This window comes from Flavobacterium sp. KMS, from assembly GCF_000813005.1.
Classification (GTDB): Bacteria; Bacteroidota; Bacteroidia; order Flavobacteriales; family Flavobacteriaceae; genus Flavobacterium.
Genome location: NZ_JSYP01000034.1, coordinates 1 through 22759 on the forward strand (window position 1 = coordinate 1; position 22759 = coordinate 22759).

The 22759-nt window shown below is 31.9% G+C and carries 18 protein-coding genes and 1 tRNA gene; 15 read left to right on the forward strand and 4 right to left on the reverse strand.

Going from position 1 to position 22759, the window contains the following annotated elements; translation table 11 throughout:
- Positions 1-2 precede the first annotated feature (2 nt).
- Positions 3-75: transfer RNA gene (locus tag OA93_RS22630), tRNA-Gly, on the reverse strand.
- Between the two features lie 135 nt (positions 76-210).
- Here OA93_RS22630 and OA93_RS22635 point away from each other — a divergent pair.
- Together OA93_RS22635 and OA93_RS22640 are read left to right on the forward strand one after the other, a co-directional pair.
- Positions 211-648 carry a GNAT family N-acetyltransferase gene (locus OA93_RS22635; RefSeq protein WP_039116407.1) on the forward strand — a complete coding sequence of 146 codons (438 nt, stop codon included), beginning with the start codon at positions 211-213 and terminating at the stop codon, positions 646-648.
- Position 649: 1 nt separating this feature from the next.
- Positions 650-2230, forward strand: coding sequence for a L,D-transpeptidase family protein (locus OA93_RS22640; RefSeq protein WP_039116408.1), 1581 nt, complete (start codon positions 650-652; stop codon positions 2228-2230).
- On the opposite strand, the gene OA93_RS22645 is transcribed toward OA93_RS22640, so the two are convergent.
- The gene (locus OA93_RS22645) at positions 2219-2941 is read right to left on the reverse strand and encodes a murein L,D-transpeptidase catalytic domain family protein (protein WP_039116409.1); all 723 of its coding nucleotides are present in this window, start codon (positions 2939-2941) and stop codon (positions 2219-2221) included. The genes OA93_RS22640 and OA93_RS22645 overlap by 12 nt on opposite strands.
- Positions 2942-3497: 556 nt before the next feature.
- Between OA93_RS22645 and gpmI the strand changes: the two genes are divergently transcribed.
- The 5 genes from gpmI to OA93_RS22670 all read left to right on the forward strand — a co-directional run bounded on the left by gpmI (position 3498) and on the right by OA93_RS22670 (position 10291).
- Positions 3498-5015 carry a 2,3-bisphosphoglycerate-independent phosphoglycerate mutase gene (gpmI, locus tag OA93_RS22650; RefSeq protein ID WP_039116410.1) on the forward strand — a complete coding sequence of 506 codons (1518 nt, stop codon included), beginning with the start codon at positions 3498-3500 and terminating at the stop codon, positions 5013-5015.
- Between the two features lie 194 nt (positions 5016-5209).
- Positions 5210-5881, forward strand: a complete 672-nt coding sequence (locus OA93_RS22655; protein WP_039116411.1) for a TetR/AcrR family transcriptional regulator — start codon at positions 5210-5212, stop codon at positions 5879-5881.
- Positions 5882-5892: 11 nt separating this feature from the next.
- A complete protein-coding gene (locus OA93_RS22660) occupies positions 5893-7563 on the forward strand; it encodes an ATP-binding cassette domain-containing protein (RefSeq protein WP_039116412.1) in 1671 nt (556 codons plus the stop codon).
- Complete coding sequence (locus OA93_RS22665) at positions 7557-8903, forward strand: biotin/lipoyl-binding protein (protein ID WP_039116413.1); 1347 nt, start codon at positions 7557-7559, stop codon at positions 8901-8903. Before OA93_RS22660 ends, OA93_RS22665 begins: the two co-directional genes overlap by 7 nt.
- On the forward strand, positions 8903-10291 hold the full coding sequence (locus OA93_RS22670) for a TolC family protein (RefSeq protein ID WP_039116414.1): 1389 nt from the start codon (positions 8903-8905) through the stop codon (positions 10289-10291). The genes OA93_RS22665 and OA93_RS22670 overlap by 1 nt, the downstream gene beginning before the upstream one ends.
- A 55-nt stretch (positions 10292-10346) precedes the next feature.
- Here OA93_RS22670 and OA93_RS22675 read toward each other — a convergent pair whose 3' ends face one another.
- Positions 10347-11591 carry a DUF445 domain-containing protein gene (locus OA93_RS22675; RefSeq protein ID WP_039116415.1) on the reverse strand — a complete coding sequence of 415 codons (1245 nt, stop codon included), beginning with the start codon at positions 11589-11591 and terminating at the stop codon, positions 10347-10349.
- A 198-nt stretch (positions 11592-11789) separates the two neighbouring features.
- Here OA93_RS22675 and map point away from each other — a divergent pair, with 198 nt between their 5' ends.
- The 8 genes from map to OA93_RS22715 all read left to right on the forward strand — a co-directional run bounded on the left by map (position 11790) and on the right by OA93_RS22715 (position 21514).
- The gene (map, locus tag OA93_RS22680; RefSeq protein ID WP_039116416.1) at positions 11790-12608 is read left to right on the forward strand and encodes a type I methionyl aminopeptidase; all 819 of its coding nucleotides are present in this window, start codon (positions 11790-11792) and stop codon (positions 12606-12608) included.
- Between the two features lie 51 nt (positions 12609-12659).
- Positions 12660-13034, forward strand: a complete 375-nt coding sequence (locus OA93_RS22685) for a GxxExxY protein (RefSeq protein ID WP_039116417.1) — start codon at positions 12660-12662, stop codon at positions 13032-13034.
- Positions 13035-13114: 80 nt separating this feature from the next.
- Entirely contained in the window at positions 13115-13888 is a 774-nt protein-coding gene (locus tag OA93_RS22690; protein WP_035618021.1) for a class I SAM-dependent methyltransferase, read from the forward strand.
- 114 nt (positions 13889-14002) lie between these two features.
- The gene (locus OA93_RS22695) at positions 14003-16918 is read left to right on the forward strand and encodes a DEAD/DEAH box helicase (RefSeq protein ID WP_039116418.1); all 2916 of its coding nucleotides are present in this window, start codon (positions 14003-14005) and stop codon (positions 16916-16918) included.
- Positions 16919-16981: 63 nt separating this feature from the next.
- Positions 16982-18235: a DUF5103 domain-containing protein gene (locus tag OA93_RS22700; protein ID WP_039116419.1), complete on the forward strand. Its 1254-nt coding sequence runs from the start codon at positions 16982-16984 to the stop codon at positions 18233-18235.
- Positions 18236-18314: 79 nt separating this feature from the next.
- A complete protein-coding gene (gene apaG / locus OA93_RS22705; protein ID WP_035618015.1) occupies positions 18315-18701 on the forward strand; it encodes a Co2+/Mg2+ efflux protein ApaG in 387 nt (128 codons plus the stop codon).
- 150 nt (positions 18702-18851) lie between these two features.
- The gene (gene pruA, locus OA93_RS22710) at positions 18852-20480 is read left to right on the forward strand and encodes an L-glutamate gamma-semialdehyde dehydrogenase (protein ID WP_039116430.1); all 1629 of its coding nucleotides are present in this window, start codon (positions 18852-18854) and stop codon (positions 20478-20480) included.
- A 302-nt stretch (positions 20481-20782) separates the two neighbouring features.
- Positions 20783-21514 (forward strand): hypothetical protein, encoded by a 732-nt coding sequence (locus tag OA93_RS22715; RefSeq protein ID WP_039116420.1) that lies wholly within the window; start codon positions 20783-20785, stop codon positions 21512-21514.
- 82 nt (positions 21515-21596) lie between these two features.
- On the opposite strand, the gene OA93_RS22720 is transcribed toward OA93_RS22715, so the two are convergent.
- Positions 21597-22685, reverse strand: a complete 1089-nt coding sequence (locus tag OA93_RS22720) for a hypothetical protein (RefSeq protein WP_039116421.1) — start codon at positions 22683-22685, stop codon at positions 21597-21599.
- Positions 22686-22759 lie beyond the last annotated feature (74 nt).

Consider the following 22759-nt stretch of genomic DNA (forward strand, 5'->3'; position numbering starts at 1 on the left):
AGAGCGAAAGACGAGGCTCGAACTCGCGACAACCAGCTTGGAAGGCTGGAGCTCTACCAACTGAGCTACTTTCGCATTACTGTGGTGCAAATATAGATAATAACTCCAGTTAAAAACAAGTTTTTTTTACAAAAATTTCAAAAAATCTTAAACAAATTCTTTAATATATTTAAAACTAAAAAGTTATAACTTTACTATTCTTTAAAAATTATGTCAAACATACAAGAAATATCTGCCCAAGAAACTTATTTAGTACGCAATCCTGTTCTACGAAAAGGAAAACCTATAGAAAGCTGCCACTTTGATGGTGATGATTTACCTACAACGCATCACTTTGGTTTATTTGAAGATAAAAATTTAGTAGGAATTATTTCGCTATTCCGAAATTCTAATATTACCTTTGCGGAAAATTTCCAATCGCAGATTCGAGGAATGGCCATTTTGGACGATTTTAGAAAAAAAGGATTTGGGGAAGCTTTGGTTATTTACTGTGAAGAATATTGTATTAACAATAATTGTAAACTAATGTGGTTTAACGCCAGAACCGAAGCAGTTGGATTTTATGAAAAAATGGGCTACCAAAAGACTGGTGCAATTTTTGAAATAAAAGATGTTGGGAAACACCTGTTAATGTATAAAAAACTTTAAAATGAATAAACTTTACTTTTTAATATTACTATCAATCTTTATAAGTTGCAAAAAAGAAGAAAAAGCAATTCCTGTAAAAAAAGCGGAACCTCTTCCTGCAATTGTTCAAACTGATGAACGAAAAATTCAGTTGGACACATCGGTGATAGGCTCTTTTAAAAGTGAAGATCTTAAAAAATTTTACATCGCATCTCATAATGAGACCGTTTGGGGTAATCTTGAAAAAAGAACCTTCATTATTGATGAATTAAAAAAATCTGAATCTCTTGGTTTAGAACCAAACGATTATAGCATAAAAAGAATAGAAAATTTTGAAAGTAAAATAAGTAAGTTAAACGATACCGACTTGGCTCTATATGACGTTTTGCTTACTTATAATTTTCAGAAATACTTAACGCATTTACATAAAGGAAAACTGAATCCTAAAAAACTATATAATGATTGGGATTTAAATGACAAACCATTTAATGTAAACACCATTCTTATTAAAGCTTTTAATGATAATGATTTAACACTTGCTATCGAAAAAAGTCAGCCAAAAACATATACCTATAAAAGGTTACTAAAAGCACTAGAATTACTAAATGAATTTCCAGACGACAACATTAAAACCATCGAAGTTGAAGATAAAGTAACGTTGCACGACACTAATAACGCAATGATTACAATTAAAAAACGCCTTTTATACTGGAAAGATCTAACAGGGAGGGACAGTTTAACATCTACTTACGACAATAAGACATTTGAAGCTATTAAAAAATTCCAAACTCGTCATGGCTTAGCTGCCGATGGTGTTATTGGTAAAGGAACTGTTAATGCTTTGAATTTTTCTAAAATCAGACGAAAACATCAAATTATCAGCAACATTGAGCGCTGGAGATGGTTTGCAGATACGCTTGCCGAAAATTATTTTATAATAAACATTCCTGATTACAGCCTACACGTTGTTGAAAACAAAGACACTACTGTTGTTCGAAAAATTGTTGTGGGTACTAATAGCCGAAAAACACCTATTCTAACCTCAACTCTTAAAACTGTTGTCTTTAACCCAACATGGACTGTTCCGCCAACTATATTAAAAGAAGATATTGTCCCTGCAATGAAACGCAATCGAAATTATTTAAAAAATAAAAACATTACGATTTACAGTAAAGACAACTCTGTTGTAGAACCTAGTGACTGGAATGAAAATTCTCCTGGTAGTTATCGCTATGTACAAAGTCCTGGAAGTAGTAACTCATTGGGATTAATGAAAATCTTATTTCCAAATAACCATAGCGTCTATTTACATGATACCAATCACCGTAACTTATTCGGAAGAAACAATCGTTCTTTAAGTTCTGGTTGTGTTCGTGTCGAAAATCCTTTGGAATTAGCACAACATATATTGGACTCTAATAACTGGTCGAAAGAAAAAATAGATTCTCTTATAGTTACTAAAAAAACCACTAATGTAAGAATTGCCAAAAAATACGCTATGTATCAATGGTATTGGACCGCATGGAGCGAAGATAATTCTTTACAATTTAGAAATGACATCTACAATTTAGACACCGATTTATATGCTAAATTAAGAAATTAGCTTTTCTTCCATCGTAAAAGTTCTTGATGGATGATAGATATATAAACACGATTTATCTTTTATTGCTTCGATAATTGCATTAGTTAATTCTACAGGAATAGCAGGACAACCTTGGCTACGACCTAACCTTTTATTGTTTCTAATAAATGACTCAGAAACATAATCGGCTCCATGAATTACTACTGCTCTTTCGCGCGCATTATCATTAACTCCTCTTTCTAAACCATCTAAACGTAACGAGATTCCGTGTTTTCCTCTATACACCTCACCTGTTGCATAAAAACCAAGACTACTTTTATAGGAAGAATTTGTATTTGAAAAATCTGATGCAAATTCTTCACCTGTATTTCTTCCGTGAGCAACCAGAGATTGGAACAATACGGTATTGGTAGAAAGATCAATAACCCAAAGACGTTTCAGATTAGAAGACAAACTAAAATCTACCAAAGTCAAAAGATCTTTTTGAATAAGTCCTTTTTCCTTTAATAAATAAAAACCTTTTAAAGCCTCTGTAAAACTCTTAAGTTCAGGTAAATCAAAATTATTTGCATTAAGTGTACTATAAACCGCTTTGATTCTTAAATCTAAGCTTGCTGTTACTGTACTAGCGATATTTTTCTTTTCAACTTTTTTAACTTCTGTAGTTGTTTTTGTATCTGTGGTAAATGACAAAAACAACATTAACAATATGGGACAAATCTTATAAATCATTGAATGCGTTTAGGTTATAATTTGTTTCGTGGTTCGCAAATATATAAAAAATATGTAGCTCCCAAAATTTTACAGTAGAAACGAAGTACTTTTTAATCATTTTTTAACGAATACAACCTAATATTTATTGTATTCTCTTAATGAAATTATAACAAAACTTATTGAAACACAGTAAACTATAAGCCAAAACCTACATATTAGAAAAGCAAATTAATCAATTATACCACATTTAGCTACACTAATTAATTACATCATTTTAAAGTAAATAGACTTTTTTAAGCACTTCCTGATTATCTCAAATACTTTATTCTTTAACAACATAAACAACTTACTTATTCATGAATGTAATAAACTATATTTTATCGGTAAGCATTCACCATTTCATTGACTATAATGGCATCAAAAACAAAACCTAATCTGCATTTATTTTAAAAAATTACACCTTCTATAATTAAATTATTATTTTTTTATACCGTTCCCTTTATAAAGCATAATTGTATCTAAGTCTTTCTTAAACATTTTACAAATGGCTTATCTTTGTGCAAAATAAATTCTGATGAACAAAAAAGTAATCCTTATGATTTTAGATGGTTGGGGAAAATCTCCTGACCCTAAAGTATCTGCAATAGACAATGCAAATGTTCCATTTATAAATAGCCTTTACAAAAACTACCCAAGCGCACAACTTCGTACCGATGGTTTAAATGTAGGTTTACCAGAAGGGCAAATGGGAAATAGTGAAGTTGGACACATGAACCTTGGTGCGGGAAGAATCGTTTACCAGGATTTAGCAAAAATAAACCTTGCTGTAGCTCACAATACTTTAGCCAAAGAGCAAGTACTTGTAGATGCGTTTACTTATGCAAAAGAAAACAATAAAAAAGTACATTTTTTAGGTCTTGTTTCTGATGGTGGTGTTCACTCACACACTTCTCACCTACGAGGATTAATTGATGCTACTCAAGAATACGGTTTGGACAAAGTATTTGTTCATGCCTTTACCGATGGTCGTGATGTTGATCCTAAATCTGGAGCAACTTACATACAAGATTTAGAAAACCATATTGCAAATACTCCAGTAAAAATAGCATCTGTAATAGGTCGTTATTATGCTATGGATCGTGACAAACGTTGGGAACGTGTAAAACTAGCTTACGATTTAATAGTAAACGGATTGGGTACACACTCAAAAGATGCCGTAGCTTCTATTAAAGAAAGCTACGAAAATAACATTACTGATGAATTTATCGCTCCAATCATTATGGTTGATGCAAATGATAAACCACTAGCAACTATCGAAGAGGATGATGTTGTTATTTTCTTCAATTTTAGAACCGATAGAGGTCGTGAACTTACTGAAGCTCTTTCGCAAGAAGATTTTCACGAGCAAAACATGCACAAACTAAAATTGTATTATGTAACACTTACTAATTACGACGAAACATACTTAAACGTAAAAGTTGTTTACAACAAAGACAACATTACCGAAACATTAGGTGAAGTTTTAGAGAAAGCGAATAAAAAACAAATTCGTATTGCCGAAACGGAGAAATATCCTCACGTAACTTTTTTCTTTTCTGGCGGAAGAGAAGTTCCTTTTGAAGGCGAAAGCAGAATCTTAAGAAATTCTCCAAAAGTAGCAACTTACGATTTACAACCAGAAATGAGTGCATTTGAATTAAAAGATGCATTAGTGCCTGAATTAAATAAAGGTGAAGTAGATTTTGTATGTTTAAATTTTGCCAATGGAGACATGGTAGGACATACAGGAATTATGAGCGCTGCAATATTAGCTTGTGAAGCTGTTGATGCTTGTGTAAAAGAAGTTATCGAAGCTGCTCTTGCAAATGATTATACTACAATTGTAATTGCCGATCACGGAAATTGCGAAACTATGATTAATCCTGACGGAAGCCCTAATACAGCACACACAACTAATCCTGTGCCGATTATTTTGGTTGACAAAGAATTAAAAACAATACACGATGGTGTTCTGGGTGACATTGCTCCTACTATTCTTGAGTTAATGGGAATTCCACAACCTGCTGCAATGACTTGTCATTCATTGTTGTAAAAGCATTCGTTTTAGCTTACAGTAACAGTATTCAGTTGCAATCATCACTGAAAACTGGTACTGCGACTGAAACTGAAAACTATTTTTTAAAAAAGCTGTTCTTAAATCAAGAACAGCTTTTTTTTTGCACAAATAAAAGTTAAATACTCAAAGTTGAAAGTAATACTATTATATTTGCATTTAAAATAACTTTTATGGAGACTATACTATCAAATTTAAAAATCCAAGTCAATGAAAAGATCTATGTAAAGGATCCAGAAACATCTGCCTTAGGAAAAAAAATTATTGAACAAAGTATTCTTCTCATCGATGCAATTGGGTTTGATAATTTTACATTTAAAAAATTAGGCGTAGAAATAGGGTCTAACGAAAGTTCGATTTATCGTTATTTTGAAAACAAACACAAATTATTAGTCTATTTATCTTCTTGGTACTGGAGCTGGATGGAATATAAACTAGTTTTCTCTACTACTAACATCATAGATAAAAAAGAAAAACTTAATAAAGCCATCACCATTGTTACCGAAAAAGTTACCGATGATGCCTCTACAGAACATATTAATGAAGCGATTTTAAATAAAATTATAATTGCCGAATTCACTAAAACATTCCATACTAAAGAGGTTGATCAGGAAAACAAAGAAGGCTTTTTTTTAATATATAAAAGAGTTATTAATCGGATTGTTTCTATTGTAAAGGAAGTAAATCCGGACTACCCTTTTGCAAAATCTCTAGTATCGACTATTGTAGAAGGAAGTTTGCACCAACATTTCCTGACAGATCATTTAAAGACAATCACAGATTGCAATGAAACCGTTACAACTACTCAATTTTATTTAAATCTTGCAGAAAACGTTTTGCGCTAAAAATAACCAATATGACTCCACTAAAAAGATTTTACAATTTACTTGAGCTAGATAAAAAAGATATTTATCAAATCTTTTTCTATGCTATTTTCGCTGGATTAATAAGTTTGTCGCTTCCGTTAGGAATCCAAGCCATTATTACTTTTATACAATCTGGCAGGGTAAGTGCATCCTGGATTGTTCTTATCATTTTAGTTGTTGCCGGAGTTGCGCTTGTTGGTATTTTATCTTTTATGCAATTGCGAATTACAGAAAATTTGCAACAAAAAATATTTGTCCGTGCTTCATTTGAATTTGCCGCTCGTTTACCAAAAATAAAACAATCAGAATTGTATGGTACATATCCTCCAGAATTAACAAATCGTTTTTTTGATACCATGACCATCCAAAAAGGAACTTCAAAATTATTGACTGATTTTTCGGCAGCCTTACTCCAAATCACTTTTGGAATTATATTGTTGTCCTTATACCATCCCTATTTTATAGTATTTGGCCTCTTATTGTTTCTTCTTTTATACTTCATTTTTAAATTTTCGTACAAATCAGGTTTAGAAACCAGTTTAAAAGAATCGAAATTCAAGTATAAAGTTGCAAGCTGGTTACAAGAAATGGCGCGTAATAATTATAGTTTCAGAAACGAACTTAATTATGATTTTGCACTTCAAAAAAACAACTCAATAGTAAGTGGTTATCTTACGTATCGTGAAAAACATTTTAGCGTTATCAAAAGACAATTTACACAATTGATTCTTTTTAAAATCATTATAACTGCCAGTTTACTATCTATTGGAGGATATTTAGTATTAAGTCAGGAAATGAATATTGGACAGTTTGTTGCTGCAGAAATTATCATCTTATTAGTCATTAACTCTGTTGAAAAAATCATTCTGGGACTCGAAAGTTTTTATGATGTTTTAACTTCTGTTGAAAAAATAGGACAAGTAACGGATTTAGAATTAGAAGAAAATTCAGATTCCCAAAATGACCGTTGCTATAACAACATCACTTTAGAAACAGAAGGTCTAAATGTAAAGTTTCCAGATTCTCAGAAGAATGCGCTGGATTCTATTACCCTTAAAATAAATCAGGGAGAAAAAATAGTAATTGATGGTCAAAATGGCTCCGGAAAAACTACTCTTATCAGGTTACTATCGGGCGTACTTAAACAAAGTTCTGGTGCTTTTTATATCAATGATGACACCTTTAAGAAAATAAACCTAAAACAATATCGCTCACAAATAGGCAGTATCATTCATAATGAAACCCCGTTTGAAGGAACCATTTTAGAAAACATTACTTTTAATGACTCATCGATAAGCTCTGAAGATTTAAAGTGGGCTGTAGATGGAGTACAGCTTAGCCCATTTATTAAATTATTACCAAAAGGTTTAGACACACATATTTACCCGGAAGGAAGACAGTTATCTTCCTCTAATGCTCAAAAAATCTTATTAGCAAGAAGTATTATTCATAAACCAAAAATTCTTTTTTATGAGGATCCAACGGATACTATGGATGATGAAGTTGCTAATGAAATTATTGATTTTATAACTTCCGACAAGAATAAATGGACCATTATTGTTTCCTCTAAAAATCCTTATTGGAAAACAAAATCTACGCGAAAAATAATCATGCAAAACGGCCTTATCATACTTGATCAAAAAAACAATACGCCATGCTAAACATTTCCGACAATAAAACAAAGTTACAGCCTCTTGACAAGTATAAAACTATAAAAGACCTAAGCAATAGGCCTCATTATAAAATCCTGAATAAAATAATAATAGGCACCGCAATCTTCGTAATAATATCGCTTTTCTTGCCTTGGACTCAGAATATTTCTGGTTCAGGATCTGTAACGACCTTAAAGCCCAACCAAAGACCACAATCTATCCAGAGTATTATTTCGGGTCGAATTGAGAAATGGTATGTACAAGAAGGGGATTTTGTAAAAAAAGGAGATACAATCATGTTTATTTCTGAGATAAAAGAAGATTACATGGATCCAAATTTAGTAGAAAACACTAAAAACCAAGTTGATGCTAAAAAGCAATCTCTAGAATCCTATGGAGAAAAAGTAAACACACTTTCTAAGCAAATAGAATTTATAGAAAACGAGAAGAAATTAAAATTAGAGCAAGCAAGAAATAAAGTAAAACAATCGCTTTTAAAAATAAAAAGCGACAGCATAGATCTTGTTGCAGTTAAAACGCAACTAAAAATTGCAAACACACAATATAATCGTGCCTTGCAACTAAACAAAGAAGGTTTAAAACCGATGACCGATGTAGAGGAAAAGCGCTTGAAATTACAAGATGTTGATGCTAAAATTGTAACTCAGGAAAATAAATATTTAACCAGCAAAAATGAATACATAAATGCTAAAGTAGAGATTAACAGAATCACTGCCGAATATTCTGAAAAAGCAGCTAAAGCAAAAAGTGATCAATATACAACCTTGAGTAATAAATTTGATACTGAAGCACAAGTTAATAAACTAGAAAATCAATATGTAAATTATAGTGTGCGTAATGGTATGTATTACATTAAAGCAGCTCAAAATGGTTACATTAACAGAGCTTTACTAGCAGGTATTGGAGAAACCATAAAAGAGGGAACTCCGATAGTAACCATAATGCCATCTGAATATGATATTGCGGTCGAAACCTTTATAAATCCTATTGATTTGCCTTTGATAAAAAAGGGAGAAAAAGTACGTGTTTGGTTTGATGGTTGGCCTACTATAGTATTTTCGGGCTGGCCTGATATATCTTACGGAACATTTGGAGGACAAGTTGTAGCTATAGAGAATTTTATTAGCGACAATGGTAAATACAGAATCCTGATTGCCCCAGACCCATCCGAAGCTAAATGGCCTAAACAACTTAGTGTTGGTTCTGGTGCACAAACAATTGCTTTGTTAGACACTGTACCAATTTGGTTTGAGATTTGGAGAACTCTTAACGGATTCCCTCCAAATTATTACAAGAATGAGACAAAAACCACAAAAGAAAAAAAATAATGAAATCACTACTTTTTGCCTTTCTTTTTATTGGTTTTACCGTTTTTGGTCAAGAACCAATAGCTAAAGAATTCAGCTATAATGAATTTCTTGGATATGTAAAAAAATACCATCCTTTGGTTAAAAGTGCTAATTTGGAAGTAAGTGAAGCCCAAGCCAATTTAATGATGGCCCGAGGTGGTTTTGATCCAAAAATTGAAGTCGATTTTAGCCAAAAACAATTTAAAGACAAAGAATACTACTCCATTTTAAATAGTAGTTTTAAAATTCCGACTTGGTATGGAATCGAGTTAAAAGCAGGGTTCGATAATAACGAAGGTGTTTATCTTAATCCCGAAAACACAACTCCTAATAAAGGATTAACTTCTTTTGGAATTAGTGTACCTATTGGGCAAGGATTATTCATAAACCAAAGAATGGCGGATGTTCGAAAAGCAAAAATTCAGATAAAACTAAGCGAATCCGAAAGAAAACTTCAAGCCATAGCAGTATTATACGATGCTTCGATTGCTTATTTTAACTGGAAGAAGAATTTTGACGAAATGAAGCTTTACGAAACGTACAATAATAATGCGCAAATACGCCTAACAGGAATCAAAGCCTTAATAAGTCAAGGAGACAAACCTGCAATTGATAGTATTGAAGCTGGAATTAGTTTAAAAAACAGAGAATTAAGCCTTGAGGATTCTAAACTAAAACTGGCTAAATCAAAACTAGAACTATCTAATTTTCTTTGGTTAGAAAATAATATTCCGCTAGAGATGTCCGATAGTCTTATTCCTGAAACTGCGCTCGAAAACACATTGCAAGAGACCTTAAAGACTAATGACTTATTACAAAATGATTTTAGCTTAGAAACTCACCCAAAAATAAATGCATTACAAAACAAAATAGAGATTTTGAATGTAGAAAAAAAGCTAAAAGAAAATATGCTGTTACCCAAAATAAATGTGGGTTACTCCTATTTATCAGAACCAGGTTACATTGATAATTATCGTTTTGAAGATTACAAAATAGGATTGGAATTTTATTTCCCTTTATTTTTAAGAAAGGAACGAGGGAGCTTAAAACTAGCGAAATATAAACTTCAGGAGAATGAATTTGCTTTGGCTTTAGAAAAAACACAATTAACCAATAAAATAAGCGCGCAAAAAACAGAAATCACCTCACTCTTAAAACAAAAGAAACTGGCGAAAGATTTGGTCGAAAACAATGTTACAATGCTCAAATCCGAAGAACGTTTATTTTCGTTTGGAGAAAGCTCTTTATTCTTAATTAATACTCGAGAGAATAATTTAGTAAGCGCCAAACTTGCTGCTATTGTCTTAGAAAACAGATTTTATATTTCTATCTCAGAACTCTTTAAGATCATGGCAAACCCTGATTAAAACTAAACTTAAAATATCCTAAAAAGAGACAAGTCTTACGATTTGTCTCTTTTTTTTAGGTAATAATATGTTCGATAAAATAAATAAAAAGACCCACAAACCCACCTACTACAGTTCCGTTAATTCGGATAAACTGAAGATCTTTCCCGATTTCTAATTCTAACTTATTAGAGATTTCTTCCTTATCCCAGCTTTTAACTGACGAAGCAATTAAGTCCCCAATCATTTGTTTATTCTTTAAAAGAATTCCTAGCAAATCTATTTTTATAAAATTATTGATTTTGCTTAACATAACTTCATCCTCTTTTATACTGACTCCAAAATTATGAATCATGCTGATGATTTTATTTTTTATTTTAGAATCATCTTTCTTTTCTAAATCGGCAGAAATCGCAACTTTTATCTGACTCCAAATATCATTGATATACTCTTTCACTTCACTTTTATGAGCAAACTCTATCACTAAATCATTTACTTTTTGCTGAAGCTCTGGTGAACTATTTAATTCCGTAATAAAATCAAGAACATAGGCATTTATTTTTCTTCTGATACTGCTGTTAGAATGTTTTGCTTCATCGATAAATTCATAAAGTCCGTTAAAAATACCGTCTGCAATTTTTTTATCGGCCACACCAAGCGTGTACCAAGGCGTTGATTTATTCACTTTTTCGCGAATCACATCTCTGTTATTCTGCAATTCTTCCGTAAGGATCTTTAGAACATTAGTAATTAACTGCTCTTGTTTTTCACTTTTAGTTAATGATTCCAACCCTACCGCAATCCATTCTCCAAAATTTATTTCTCTTAATTTGGTTTCAAATTTGGCCTGAATAAACTTCTGAACATCTTCATCTACAATTGTTTTTAAAATCCCTGGTATAATATCTTCAATAATTAATGAAGCGATTGTATTTGCATTGCTTTTTTCAGATAGCCAGTTTGCAGCCTTTTCGGCAAAATTAAACTGCTCGATTTTTACTTCTAATTTCTCTTTGATTAAAAACTCATCAGAAACAAAAGTGCCGAGATTTTGCCCAATAGCATCTTTATTATTAGGAATTAAAGCTGTATGCGGAATTGGTAATCCCAGAGGATGCCTGAATAAGGCCACTATAGCAAACCAATCTGCAATTCCCCCCACCATAGCCGCCTCGCTAAAAGCTTTTAGCCAACCTATTTTAAAATAAATTGCTATTAAAAAAAGAACTACAGCTACACCCAATACTCCCAAAGCAAATCTCTTCATCTTAATCAAACCAGCCGCTTTGCTTATGCCTTCTTGGTTATTACTACTTTTCATAATGTAACGAGTTAATTAATAAGCTAATTTATTCAATTGTTTCTACAACTGTTTTCATTTTAACAAGATAATTTTACAAACTTTCTATATATTTATCATAGCTATTTAACCTTATTATTATTGTTATAATTAAATACAAAAGCTATTTAAAAAAAATAATATTAAAATTGTACTTTTGCCAACTGAAAATCCGAAATTATGATTATTGTAAAATCACGTGAAGAAATAGAATTAATGCGCGAAAGTGCCTTAATCGTATCTAAAACATTAGGAATGATTGCTTCTGAAATAAAAGAAGGAGTCACCACATTATATCTTGACAAACTAGCCGAAGAATTTATTCGTGATCACGGTGCTGTACCAAGCTTCTTAGGTTTGTACGACTTCCCGAACTCACTTTGTATGAGTCCAAACTCGCAAGTTGTTCACGGTATCCCGAATAATACACCTCTAAAAAGTGGTGATGTTATCTCGGTAGATTGTGGTGCATACAAAAATGGGTATCACGGAGATCATGCTTATAGCTTTGAAATTGGAGAAGTTGCTCCAGAAGTTAAAAAACTATTACAAGTTACCAAAGAATCTTTATATGTTGGAATCCGTGAATTTAAAGCTGGAAACCGCGTTGAAGATGTTGGAAACGCTATACAAAAATATACTGAATCCCATGGATATGGTGTTGTTCGCGAACTAGTAGGTCATGGTCTTGGACAAAAAATGCACGAAGATCCTGAAATGCCTAACTATGGCAAAAAAGGAAGAGGAAAACTTTTTGTTGAAGGAATGGTTGTTGCCATTGAACCAATGATTAACCTTGGAACAAGAAACATAAAACAACATAAAGATGGCTGGACAATTACAACTGCCGACGGTAAAGCTAGTGCTCACTTTGAACATGATGTCGCTTTAATTGATGGTAAACCAGAAATCTTATCAACTTTCCAGTACATCTATAAAGCACTAGGAATCGAAAGTAATGAAGAGGATGAGTTTAGAAAAGTGCCATTAGTCCTGTAACACTAATTTCACGAATTTACACGAATTAATGGATTACTGAAAATTTCACTAATGAATGAGTTATATCTAAAAGACGAGTCTTACAAAATTATAGGAATCTGCATGGAAGTCCATAAAATTTTAGGCAAAGGACATAGTGAAAAAGTTTATGGTGATGCATTGGAATATGAGTTTCAAAAAAACGAAATACCATATAGTCGTGAATTAAAATATAATATAGCTTACAAAGACATTATTTTATCCAGTTACTATTTTGCAGATTTTGTAATTTTTGATAAAATCATTTTGGAACTGAAAGCTATTACAACTCTTTCGAGTAGTGAAATTAAACAAACATTAAATTATCTGGCTGCCTCAAAAAACAAACTGGGTTTACTAGTTAATTTTGGAGAAGACAGCCTTAAATATAAAAGAATAATACTTTAACCCAAGCCTAAGATTCGTGAAATTTCACATTGCATTAATCCGTGTAAATTTGTGAAATTCGTGTTCAAATCTATAAAACCGTGAAGAAACTTTTTAAACTAGTACTTAATACCATTCCACGTCCATTATTAATTCGTTTGAGTTATGTGGCGCGTCCTATTTTAGCCTTTACATTAAAAGGAGATAAATTTACTGATCCTATCGATGGTAAAAGTTTCAAAATGTTTTTGCCTTATGGTTATGGAACTCAACGTAACAATGTATTATCACCAAGCACACTTTCTTTAGAAAGACACCGCTTGTTATGGTTATACCTTAATGATCAGACTGATTTTTTTACAGCACCAAAAAAAGTATTACATTTTGCTCCGGAACAAGCTTTTTACAAACTATTCCGCAAGCAAAAAAACCTTGACTATACAACTACTGATTTGTTCTCTCCTTTAGCAGATGTAAAAGCAGATATCTGTAATTTGCCTTTTAAGGATAACGAATATGATGTTATTTTATGCAATCACGTTTTAGAGCATATTCCTGATGACACAAAAGCTATGCAGGAATTATTTCGCGTTTTAAAACCTGGTGGAATGGCTATTTTGCAAATTCCACAAGATTTATCAAGAGAAGTTACTTTTGCCGATGATACTATTACCGACCAAAAGGAACGTGCTAAAATATTCGGACAATATGACCACGTACGTATTTACGGTCGTGATTATTTTGATAAATTAAGAAGCATTGGCTTTATAGTAATCGAAGAAGATTACACCAACAAAATAGCTCCGGAACTGGTAGAGAAATATTGTTTGGCCAAAGGAGAAATTATCCCACTTTGTTTTAAACAGGAAAACTAAATAGTTTTTTTTACCATATAAGTTCATCTAAAGAGTTTTCAAAATAGCAATAATTTGAAAACTCTTTAATTTTTAGACAACTCCCCAAATTACAACCAAACCAAACCCTTAATCTTGGAACCTTCGAAATCATTTCAATTTTGTTTTGACCTCAGTTTTGAAAAAAATCTGAATATTCATATCCCAACAGCTTATATCGTTGAAGACGTTAATGATAATGACATTAAATATTTAAACAAAAAAGCAAGCGCAGACGTTCTTGAAAGTTTTGGAATTATATTTGAACATTTAGATCCCAATACAAAAAAAATATTGACGGCTTGTGAATCTTTAAAGCCTGAATTTATTTTCAAGAAATTTAGCGCTAAAATCAAATCGGCAAAAACAATTACTGATCTGCAAAAAGATTCCAAAATTGATTTTGCAATTCGCCAGCATCTGCAACTACATTTAAGTTCCTTTTACACACTAATTGTAAAAGAACAATTTCCGTTATCTATTAATATGGGAATTGAAAAGGATTTTTATCGTACACGAGTTAGTACTAATCCTCTCGATTTTGAACCTCAAATTCAATTTGACAAACACGCAGAAGGAATTACATATACACTCTCTTTAAAAGAAAACGAAACTACATTTCTACCCATGAATAGTAGTATCAATATACTGCTGGATGCGCCAGGATGGTTAATTATCAATAAAAAACTAGGACAGTTAAAAGAGTTGAATTCTAAAAAACTTACGCCTTTTTTAAAGAAAAAATCAATCGAAATACCTTCAAGATTAGTTGATGATTATTTTAAAAATTTCATTCCCGAAATAGCTAAAAAAACTGACATTGAAGCAACTGGTTTTGAAATTGAACTTCGTGATAAAATTATCTCCTGTACGATTCAACCTGTTTATGATTTCTTTAAAAACTGTTATTATCTCAACCTTCATTTCGATTATAACGGATATTCATTTGACGCTAGTAAAACTAAAAAAACACATACGTTTGTTGATTTTAGTGTTGCCAATGAACCAAAAATAATTCAGTTTAAACGAAGCTCTGATGAAGATTTATATACAAACAAATTGCTGGAAATTGGTTTCATAAAAATTAAAAATGAATTGTTTGGATGGAATTCAGATTCAGAAACTCCTGATCCTTATACCAATATTCAATTGGTTATTAATCGTAAAGAAGAATTAGAAAATTTAGGTTTTACAATCCAAAATTTGCAACTGGAAAGCAAAGCAATCATTACAGAAAACCATACCGTTTTATTTTCAAAAGGAGAAACTAAAGAAGATTGGTTTGACATTAAAATAATTATTTCGATTGGAGCATATACAATCAATTTCAGCGAAATTATTCCGAATATAAAAAGCAAAGAAAGACTCTTTTTATTGCCTGACGGAAACTATTTTTTAATTCCTTTAGAATGGCTCAGTAAATATGGTTCACTGGCAAAACTGGCAAAAACAGAGAATGGGAATCTGCTTTTACGCAAAAGTAATTTTGCCGCATTAGATGCTATTCCAGAAATAAAAAATGATGTAAATCCAATTCGCGAAGCTGAATATACCTCTTCTGATTTGCTAAAAGCAACTTTGAGACCTTATCAAATTGAGGGTGTAAAATGGCTTTTGGGACATTTTAATTCCAACTTGGGTGCTTGTCTGGCTGATGATATGGGTCTTGGTAAGACTTTACAAACCTTAGCCGTATTGGTTGCCGTACAGGAACAGTTAGGTTTTACAACCAAAACCACAAATTTTGATTTATTTCAAAATGAAACCATTATTGAAAGAGAACCTTTAAAAACATTGATTGTTTTGCCTTCTTCATTGGTTTTTAACTGGTATAACGAAGCGGGGAAATTTACACCCCATTTTTCGAAAATGCAGTATGTTGGTAACGACAGAAAATTATTAGCGAGTAGATTAGAATCATCAGATTTAATTTTTACCAGTTACAGCATCATTCATCGCGATATTTCAATTTTAGAAAAATACAATTTCCGTTATTTAATTTTGGACGAAAGTCAATACATTAAAAATAAAAATTCTAAAATTTTCAAAGCTATTACTAAAATAAACACGGAACATAAAATAGCTTTAAGTGGTACGCCTATCGAAAACTCTTTGGACGATTTATGGTCGCAAATGCAATTTATAAATCCAGATATTTTGGGCAGTTATAATTTCTTTGCCGAAAATTTTAAAATTCCAATTGAGAAAAAACAAGATGAAGATAGTTTAGCAGAACTAAAAAATCTTATTCAGCCATATATATTAAGAAGAACCAAAGAGCAGGTTTTAAAGGATTTACCAGAATTGACAGAGCAGATTTATTATTGCGATATGGATCCTGAACAGGAAAAATTATATGAAAAAGAGAAATCAAAAGCTCGTAATTTTTTACTAAAAACTGATGGATCCGGCCCAGACAAAATTAGCATTATCAATACTTTGATGAAGTTAAGACAACTGAGTAATCACCCAAAAATGGTAGATCAGGAATCAGAAATAGATTCCGGAAAATATATCGCGGTCACTAATTACCTGGAAACTTTAGTAAAAGAGAAACAAAAAACTATCATTTTTAGTTCATTTGTTACTAATTTGAGTTTTTACACTGATTGGTGCAAGGAAAACAAAATTGGGTATTGTGAAATTACTGGCGATACTCCTGCTAAGAAAAGAGAACAACAAGTAAATTTATTTCAGGAAAAAGAAGATCCTTTATTGTTTTTTATTTCGCTTAAAGCAGGTGGCGTTGGTTTAAATATCACCAAAGCCTCTTATGTTTTATTTTTAGATCCATGGTGGAATCCTTTTGCAGAAAAACAAGGAGTTGGACGAGCGCACCGAATTGGGCAATTAAACAAAGTAAACGTTGTAAGGTTTATTTCGAAAAATACGGTTGAAGAAAAAATAATTAAACTGCAAGAAAACAAAAAACTATTATCTGATTCGCTTTTAGAAGAAAGCTTTGTTAACGATGAAATCGAAGTTAATTTGGAGTATATATTAGGTTCCTAATAAATTGGTACATTTTTCGTTATATAAAATTGTTATATTTACAATCTTGCAACATAATATATTATGCCAAATTCATTCTTCCGAAAATTAATTTTTATTCTTGTTTTTACTTCAGCTACAGCCCAAGTACAATCAGAAATCACTCCACCATATAATATCAAAACAGTTTCGTTTGAACAAGGTGGACAAAATGTTGTTCCGATATTTGAATTAGGAAATAGTTTTCAACTCCAGTTTGATGATTTATTTGGTAATGAAGCTGATTATTATTACGAAATTACACATTGCGATTACAATTGGATTCCGTCCGATATTCCAAAAACAGATTATTTACAAGGATTTGACGGTCAGAGAATCACCAATTATACCAATTCATTTAACACCTTACAGATATATTCACACTATAAAGTATCTTTCCCAAATCAATATACCCAATTGTTGATTACAGGTAATTATATTATTAAGATTCTAAATGAAGATAAAGAAGTTATCTTTTCCAGAAAGTTCATTGTATATGAAAACTTAGTTACTGTTCCTGCTCAGGTAAGAAGAAGCCGAACAGTAAGCGATATCGAATACAAGCATAATTTGGATTTTGCTATAAAATCTAACTCTTTTCTTTTTCAGACTCCATTACAAAGTGTAAAAGTGTTTTTAATACAAAATGGGAACTTTAATACCGGAATTAAAAACGTTCCACCACAATACACAATTGGAAATGATTTAATATATAAATACAATAATGAAACCCAATTCTGGGCTGGAAATGAATTTTTATATTTTGAAAATAAAGATATTCGTAACGCTGGTAACAATGTAGGAAGAGTCGATTCTAGCAAAGACATTTATAATTCTTATTTATACACCAATAGCGCCAGAGGAAACTTTCCTTACACAAACTATCAGGATATAAATGGAAACTTTGTTGTAAAAAACATGAATGCAACAAATAATGAAGTCGAAGCTGACTATGCTTGGGTTTATTTCTCGCTTTCGGCACCAGCCTTCCGTCTCAACAAAGACATTTACATTAACGGAATGTTCAACAATTACGGTTTAACTCCCGAGAATAAAATGGATTATAATACTGAGAAAGGCGTATACGAAAAAGCCATAATGATAAAACAAGGATTTACTAATTACCAATATCAGATAGCCGATAAAAAAGGAGCAATTGATTATGAGAATTCAATCGATGGTAATTTTTTCCAAACCGAAAATGAATACACTATATTGGTTTATTATCGAGAGAATAGAGACCGTTATGATCGTGTAATTGGTAAAGGATATGCAAACTCCCTGAACATCATCAATTAAAAACATTTTAGAAATGGTTTTTTTGAATCATTTTTTTTTGTAAATTTGCTTCTATTACGCACATATATACCACTTTAGTATGGTTTCTCAAATAACAAGAGGCATAAAAATATCCGTTTTAACTAGTTTTGAAGGTACCTACTTCAAGAACTACAAGATTCACTTTGCCTTTAGCTATGTGGTTACTATAGAGAATCATAGCAAGGATTCTGTACAACTTACTTCTCGTCATTGGGAAATTTTTGATTCATTAAACGATATCGAAATAGTAGATGGCGAAGGCGTAATTGGAAAAAAACCAGTTTTAAAACCTGGCGAATTTCATACCTATAGTTCAGGCTGTTTATTGTCATCTCCTTACGGTGCAATGAAAGGATATTTTAACATGGTTAATTTTACTACTACAAAAATTTTCAAAGTTATTGTTCCTACATTTAGAATGTGCGCTCCATTTGCATTAAACTAATCTCTTTTCTATAGAAATTTTTTATAGTTATCTTATACTAAAATTATCAAATTATTAGTTTATCCTTTGTACTTTTGTACAGCGTTAGATAATTCGTATAAAATGAATTATCCAACTGTTAATTTGTCTAATTATCTAATTCTAAACAATATGCTAAAAGGATTTTTTCATGTACCTAAAGCGGTAAACGAACCCGTAAAAGGATATGCACCAAACTCACCAGAAAAAGCAGCAGTACAAGCAGCTTATACTACAATGTGGAACTCTAAAATTGATGTTCCGTTATACATTGGAAGTGAAGAAATTAAAACTGGGAACACAAGAAACATCACGGCTCCTCATGACCACAAACATGTAGTAGGAACTTACCACCTAGCCGAAAAAAAACATATAGAAAAAGCAATTGCTAATGCACTTGAAGCAAAAGATGCATGGGCAAATATGGCATGGGAACAACGTGCTGCTATTTTCTTAAAAGCTGCTGAACTTATTGCTGGTCCTTACAGAGCCAGAATAAATGCAGCTACAATGATTGGGCAATCAAAAAACATTCACCAAGCTGAGATTGATGCTTCTTGTGAATTGATTGACTTCTTACGTTACAATGTTGAGTTCATGACTCAAATTTACGCAGACCAACCAAAATCTGATTCTACAACATGGAATCGTCTTGAATACAGACCTTTAGAAGGTTTTGTATATGCAATTACTCCTTTTAACTTTACTGCTATTGCTGCAAATCTTCCTGCAAGTGCTGCAATGATGGGGAATGTTGTTATCTGGAAGCCAAGTGATAGCCAAGTATTCTCTACTCAAATTATCATCGAAGTTTTTAAAGAAGCTGGAGTTCCAGACGGTGTTATCAACGTAGTTTTTGGTGATGCATTAATGATTACCGATACTGTATTGGCAAGTCGTGATTTTGCTGGAGTACACTTTACAGGTTCAACTCATGTATTTAAAGATATTTGGGCTAAAATTGGTGCAAACATTCACAACTACAAAACTTACCCAAGAATCGTAGGAGAAACTGGTGGTAAAGATTTTATCATTGCACATCCAAGTGCTAATGCTAAACAAGTATCTACAGGAATTGTACGTGGTGCATTTGAATTTCAAGGACAAAAATGTTCTGCAGCTTCAAGAGCATATATTCCACAAAGTTTATGGCCAGCTGTAAAAGAGCAAATAATCACTGATGTGAAATCTATGAAAATGGGTTCACCAGAAGATTTTGGTAACTTTATTACTGCAGTTATTCACGAAGGATCTTTTGATAAATTAGCTAGTTTTATTGACCAGGCTAAAAAAGATGCTGATGCTGAAATAATCGTTGGTGGAAACTACGATAAATCTGTTGGATACTTTATTGAGCCTACAGTTATTGTAACTACAAATCCAAAATATACTACAATGGAAACCGAATTATTCGGACCAGTTATTACTATATATGTATATGAAGATGCAAAATGGGAAGAAACTTTAGAATTAGTTGACACTACTTCTGAATATGCTCTTACTGGTGCTGTATTTAGTCAAGATCGTTATGCTATCGAAGTAGCTACAACAAAATTACAAAATGCTGCAGGTAACTTCTATATTAATGATAAACCAACAGGAGCTGTTGTAGGAATGCAACCATTTGGTGGTGCAAGAGCATCAGGAACAAATGATAAAGCAGGTTCTGCATTAAACTTATTGCGTTGGGCATCTCCAAGAACAATAAAAGAAACATTTGTAACTCCAGAAGATTACAGATATCCGTTTTTAGGAGAATAATCTCTAAAGTTTAAAAACAATTAAAACCCACAGGTTTCAAAACTATTTGAATCTTGTGGGTTTTTACTTTTATAAAAGATGAAAACATCTTACCTGATGATTATTTGTAATCGTTTTCGTACGCAGTTGGTTATCAAAAACATACCTTTTCCAAAAACCTTATAATGTTACTTTTAAAACCTTTCCTGACATAAAAAAAATAAGCGCACCCGTAAATTTGAACTTTCTTAACCTAGTAAATAAACTCAAAGGAAAAGAATAGGATGTTCGCACATAAATATGGAATTAAATTAAAATGACTTATGAAAAGTTTAGAGAAAGTACCTGAAATAATCCGTGAAGCAAAAAGTGTTGGTCACGCAATTGATTTTAAGTGGAATGAAAAAATCATGGAGAAACTTATTGATCCGGCAGAGAATCATAATAAGCTAGAAAATGCTTTAGAAAGTATTAGTTACAAGGCTTCTTTAGGATTAACGGCTGCATTACTTGAATGGATATACTGGCGTTATAAAAGTCATACCGAATCATCACAAGAAATGAAGCTGCGCATCGAAGCTCTTTGGTGTTCTATATCAAATCCTGAGTATACCAAACCCCTAGTTTTTGACCTTAATATGGATGCTCCTGCAACTGGTCCTATAGATGGTCCTTTATGGGTTGCTCTTATGAATGTAAGAATGGTTGATGTACTACGCAGAAAAGGATCTTATTATCTTCAAAGCGAAATCGTAGGTTTAGCATTACTTGCACGCCACATTTCTCCAAAGAAAAAAATATTTAATAAATGGCTTAAAAATACTTTAAAAGAACTTAAACATATCTTTCCTTGTCAATATACGTATGACAATATAAAAGCTACAGATGAAGAAGTTTATAATCCATCGGCAGAACCAGTAATTAGCCGTGATTTTTTCTTTGATCCTTTTTATATATACAGTGCAAAATCTTCGGAAACTTCTATAAAAGATTTTGTTGCGAGTTTAAACTACGAAACAAATCCTTTTTTATGTTTCCCAAAAGAGGCTAGTTAATTCAATATATTTTTAGAGAAATCCCCACAAGTTTAAAATGTTTTTAAAACTTGTGGGGATTCTTTTTTGTTATGAATTAAGTCTATTTAGCTAATTCAAAACTAGAAATAGTATGAAAGGAATCTATCTCAGTATTCTTCTCCCCTTTAAAAGTATCGTAGTTTACAACCAATAATTTTCCTTTATAAATTATCGTTTCACAAGGATTATCTAATTGTCCGTCAGAACCATCAGCATTACCATTTTCCCAAATTAAATGAATTGTATTCGTATTTAAATCCAATTGATAAACGCTATTATAGTCATAACTGGCAATAAAAATAGAATTCCTTTTCTCATCGTAAAAAAAGCCATCACAACATTTTAATTTATCCGAGTCAAAAACTACTTTCTTAGATTTTAGCTTACCATCTTTTGCTAATTCCAGTTTTGTAATCACTCCATCTCCAAAATTTCCTGCATATAAATTTCCTTTTTTATCAAAAGCAATACCATCAATTCCAATAGTTCTTTTTGTTACTTCAGGCTTAAGAGTAAATGTTGTTACTAAATAATTTGGTTTCGTATTCTTATCCAAAATTATTTTGCCTTTATTTAATTCCTCCAATGAAAAAGTATAAATCCCACTTTCTCGTCTATTCTCAAAAAGAGCATCTGTTATATAAACTCGATTTTTATACCACCTTACAGCTTCGCCAAAGTTGAAACTTTCTGCCAAAACCTCAGCATATTTAGGTTTACCATTCTCGACTACAACTCTTATCAATCTGGAAAAATTTTCGTTATCCGTAAAAAACTGATTATCCATTAAATACAGATTTCCGTCAGGGCCAAATTCCATTCCCATAGGATGTACTTTCTTCGTTATGGGATGTACGGGTAATTTATCAAACCAAGTTACGGGTTTATCATTTTCATCAAATGTTAGAATCTTACTTCCGTGCTTTTCAAACGTAACTGGATTAGTGATTGACAAATAAAGATTCCCTTTTTTGTCCAAAGCCATTCCGTCGGGAGTTTGGCAAGTTTCGCCTAAATCGGCAAACAAAGTTGGTTTAATTGTTTTTGAAACTTCGCTATAAGTAATTTCTTGTTTGCTCTCTTGCGAAAATAAATTTACGGTATTCATGAAAATCAGAATACCAATTACGCTTTTAATCGTTGTCTTCATTTTGTTTAGGTTTAATTATTTTTTGATCGTTTAATACAGAATACTTTTTAGTTCATTTACTAAAAATAATGCGA

Excerpts from the sequence above, each read along its gene's own strand:
- OA93_RS22635 (WP_039116407.1), top strand. The coding sequence starts at position 211 with ATGTCAAACATACAAGAAATATCTGCCCAAGAAACTTATTTAGTACGC.
- OA93_RS22640 (WP_039116408.1), top strand. The coding sequence starts at position 650 with ATGAATAAACTTTACTTTTTAATATTACTATCAATCTTTATAAGTTGC.
- OA93_RS22645 (WP_039116409.1), bottom strand. The coding sequence starts at position 2,941 with ATGATTTATAAGATTTGTCCCATATTGTTAATGTTGTTTTTGTCATTT.
- gpmI (WP_039116410.1), top strand. The coding sequence starts at position 3,498 with ATGAACAAAAAAGTAATCCTTATGATTTTAGATGGTTGGGGAAAATCT.
- OA93_RS22655 (WP_039116411.1), top strand. The coding sequence starts at position 5,210 with ATGGAGACTATACTATCAAATTTAAAAATCCAAGTCAATGAAAAGATC.
- OA93_RS22660 (WP_039116412.1), top strand. The coding sequence starts at position 5,893 with ATGACTCCACTAAAAAGATTTTACAATTTACTTGAGCTAGATAAAAAA.
- OA93_RS22665 (WP_039116413.1), top strand. The coding sequence starts at position 7,557 with ATGCTAAACATTTCCGACAATAAAACAAAGTTACAGCCTCTTGACAAG.
- OA93_RS22670 (WP_039116414.1), top strand. The coding sequence starts at position 8,903 with ATGAAATCACTACTTTTTGCCTTTCTTTTTATTGGTTTTACCGTTTTT.
- OA93_RS22675 (WP_039116415.1), bottom strand. The coding sequence starts at position 11,591 with ATGAAAAGTAGTAATAACCAAGAAGGCATAAGCAAAGCGGCTGGTTTG.
- map (WP_039116416.1), top strand. The coding sequence starts at position 11,790 with ATGATTATTGTAAAATCACGTGAAGAAATAGAATTAATGCGCGAAAGT.
- OA93_RS22685 (WP_039116417.1), top strand. The coding sequence starts at position 12,660 with ATGAATGAGTTATATCTAAAAGACGAGTCTTACAAAATTATAGGAATC.
- OA93_RS22700 (WP_039116419.1), top strand. The coding sequence starts at position 16,982 with ATGCCAAATTCATTCTTCCGAAAATTAATTTTTATTCTTGTTTTTACT.
- apaG (WP_035618015.1), top strand. The coding sequence starts at position 18,315 with ATGGTTTCTCAAATAACAAGAGGCATAAAAATATCCGTTTTAACTAGT.
- pruA (WP_039116430.1), top strand. The coding sequence starts at position 18,852 with ATGCTAAAAGGATTTTTTCATGTACCTAAAGCGGTAAACGAACCCGTA.
- OA93_RS22715 (WP_039116420.1), top strand. The coding sequence starts at position 20,783 with ATGAAAAGTTTAGAGAAAGTACCTGAAATAATCCGTGAAGCAAAAAGT.
- OA93_RS22720 (WP_039116421.1), bottom strand. The coding sequence starts at position 22,685 with ATGAAGACAACGATTAAAAGCGTAATTGGTATTCTGATTTTCATGAAT.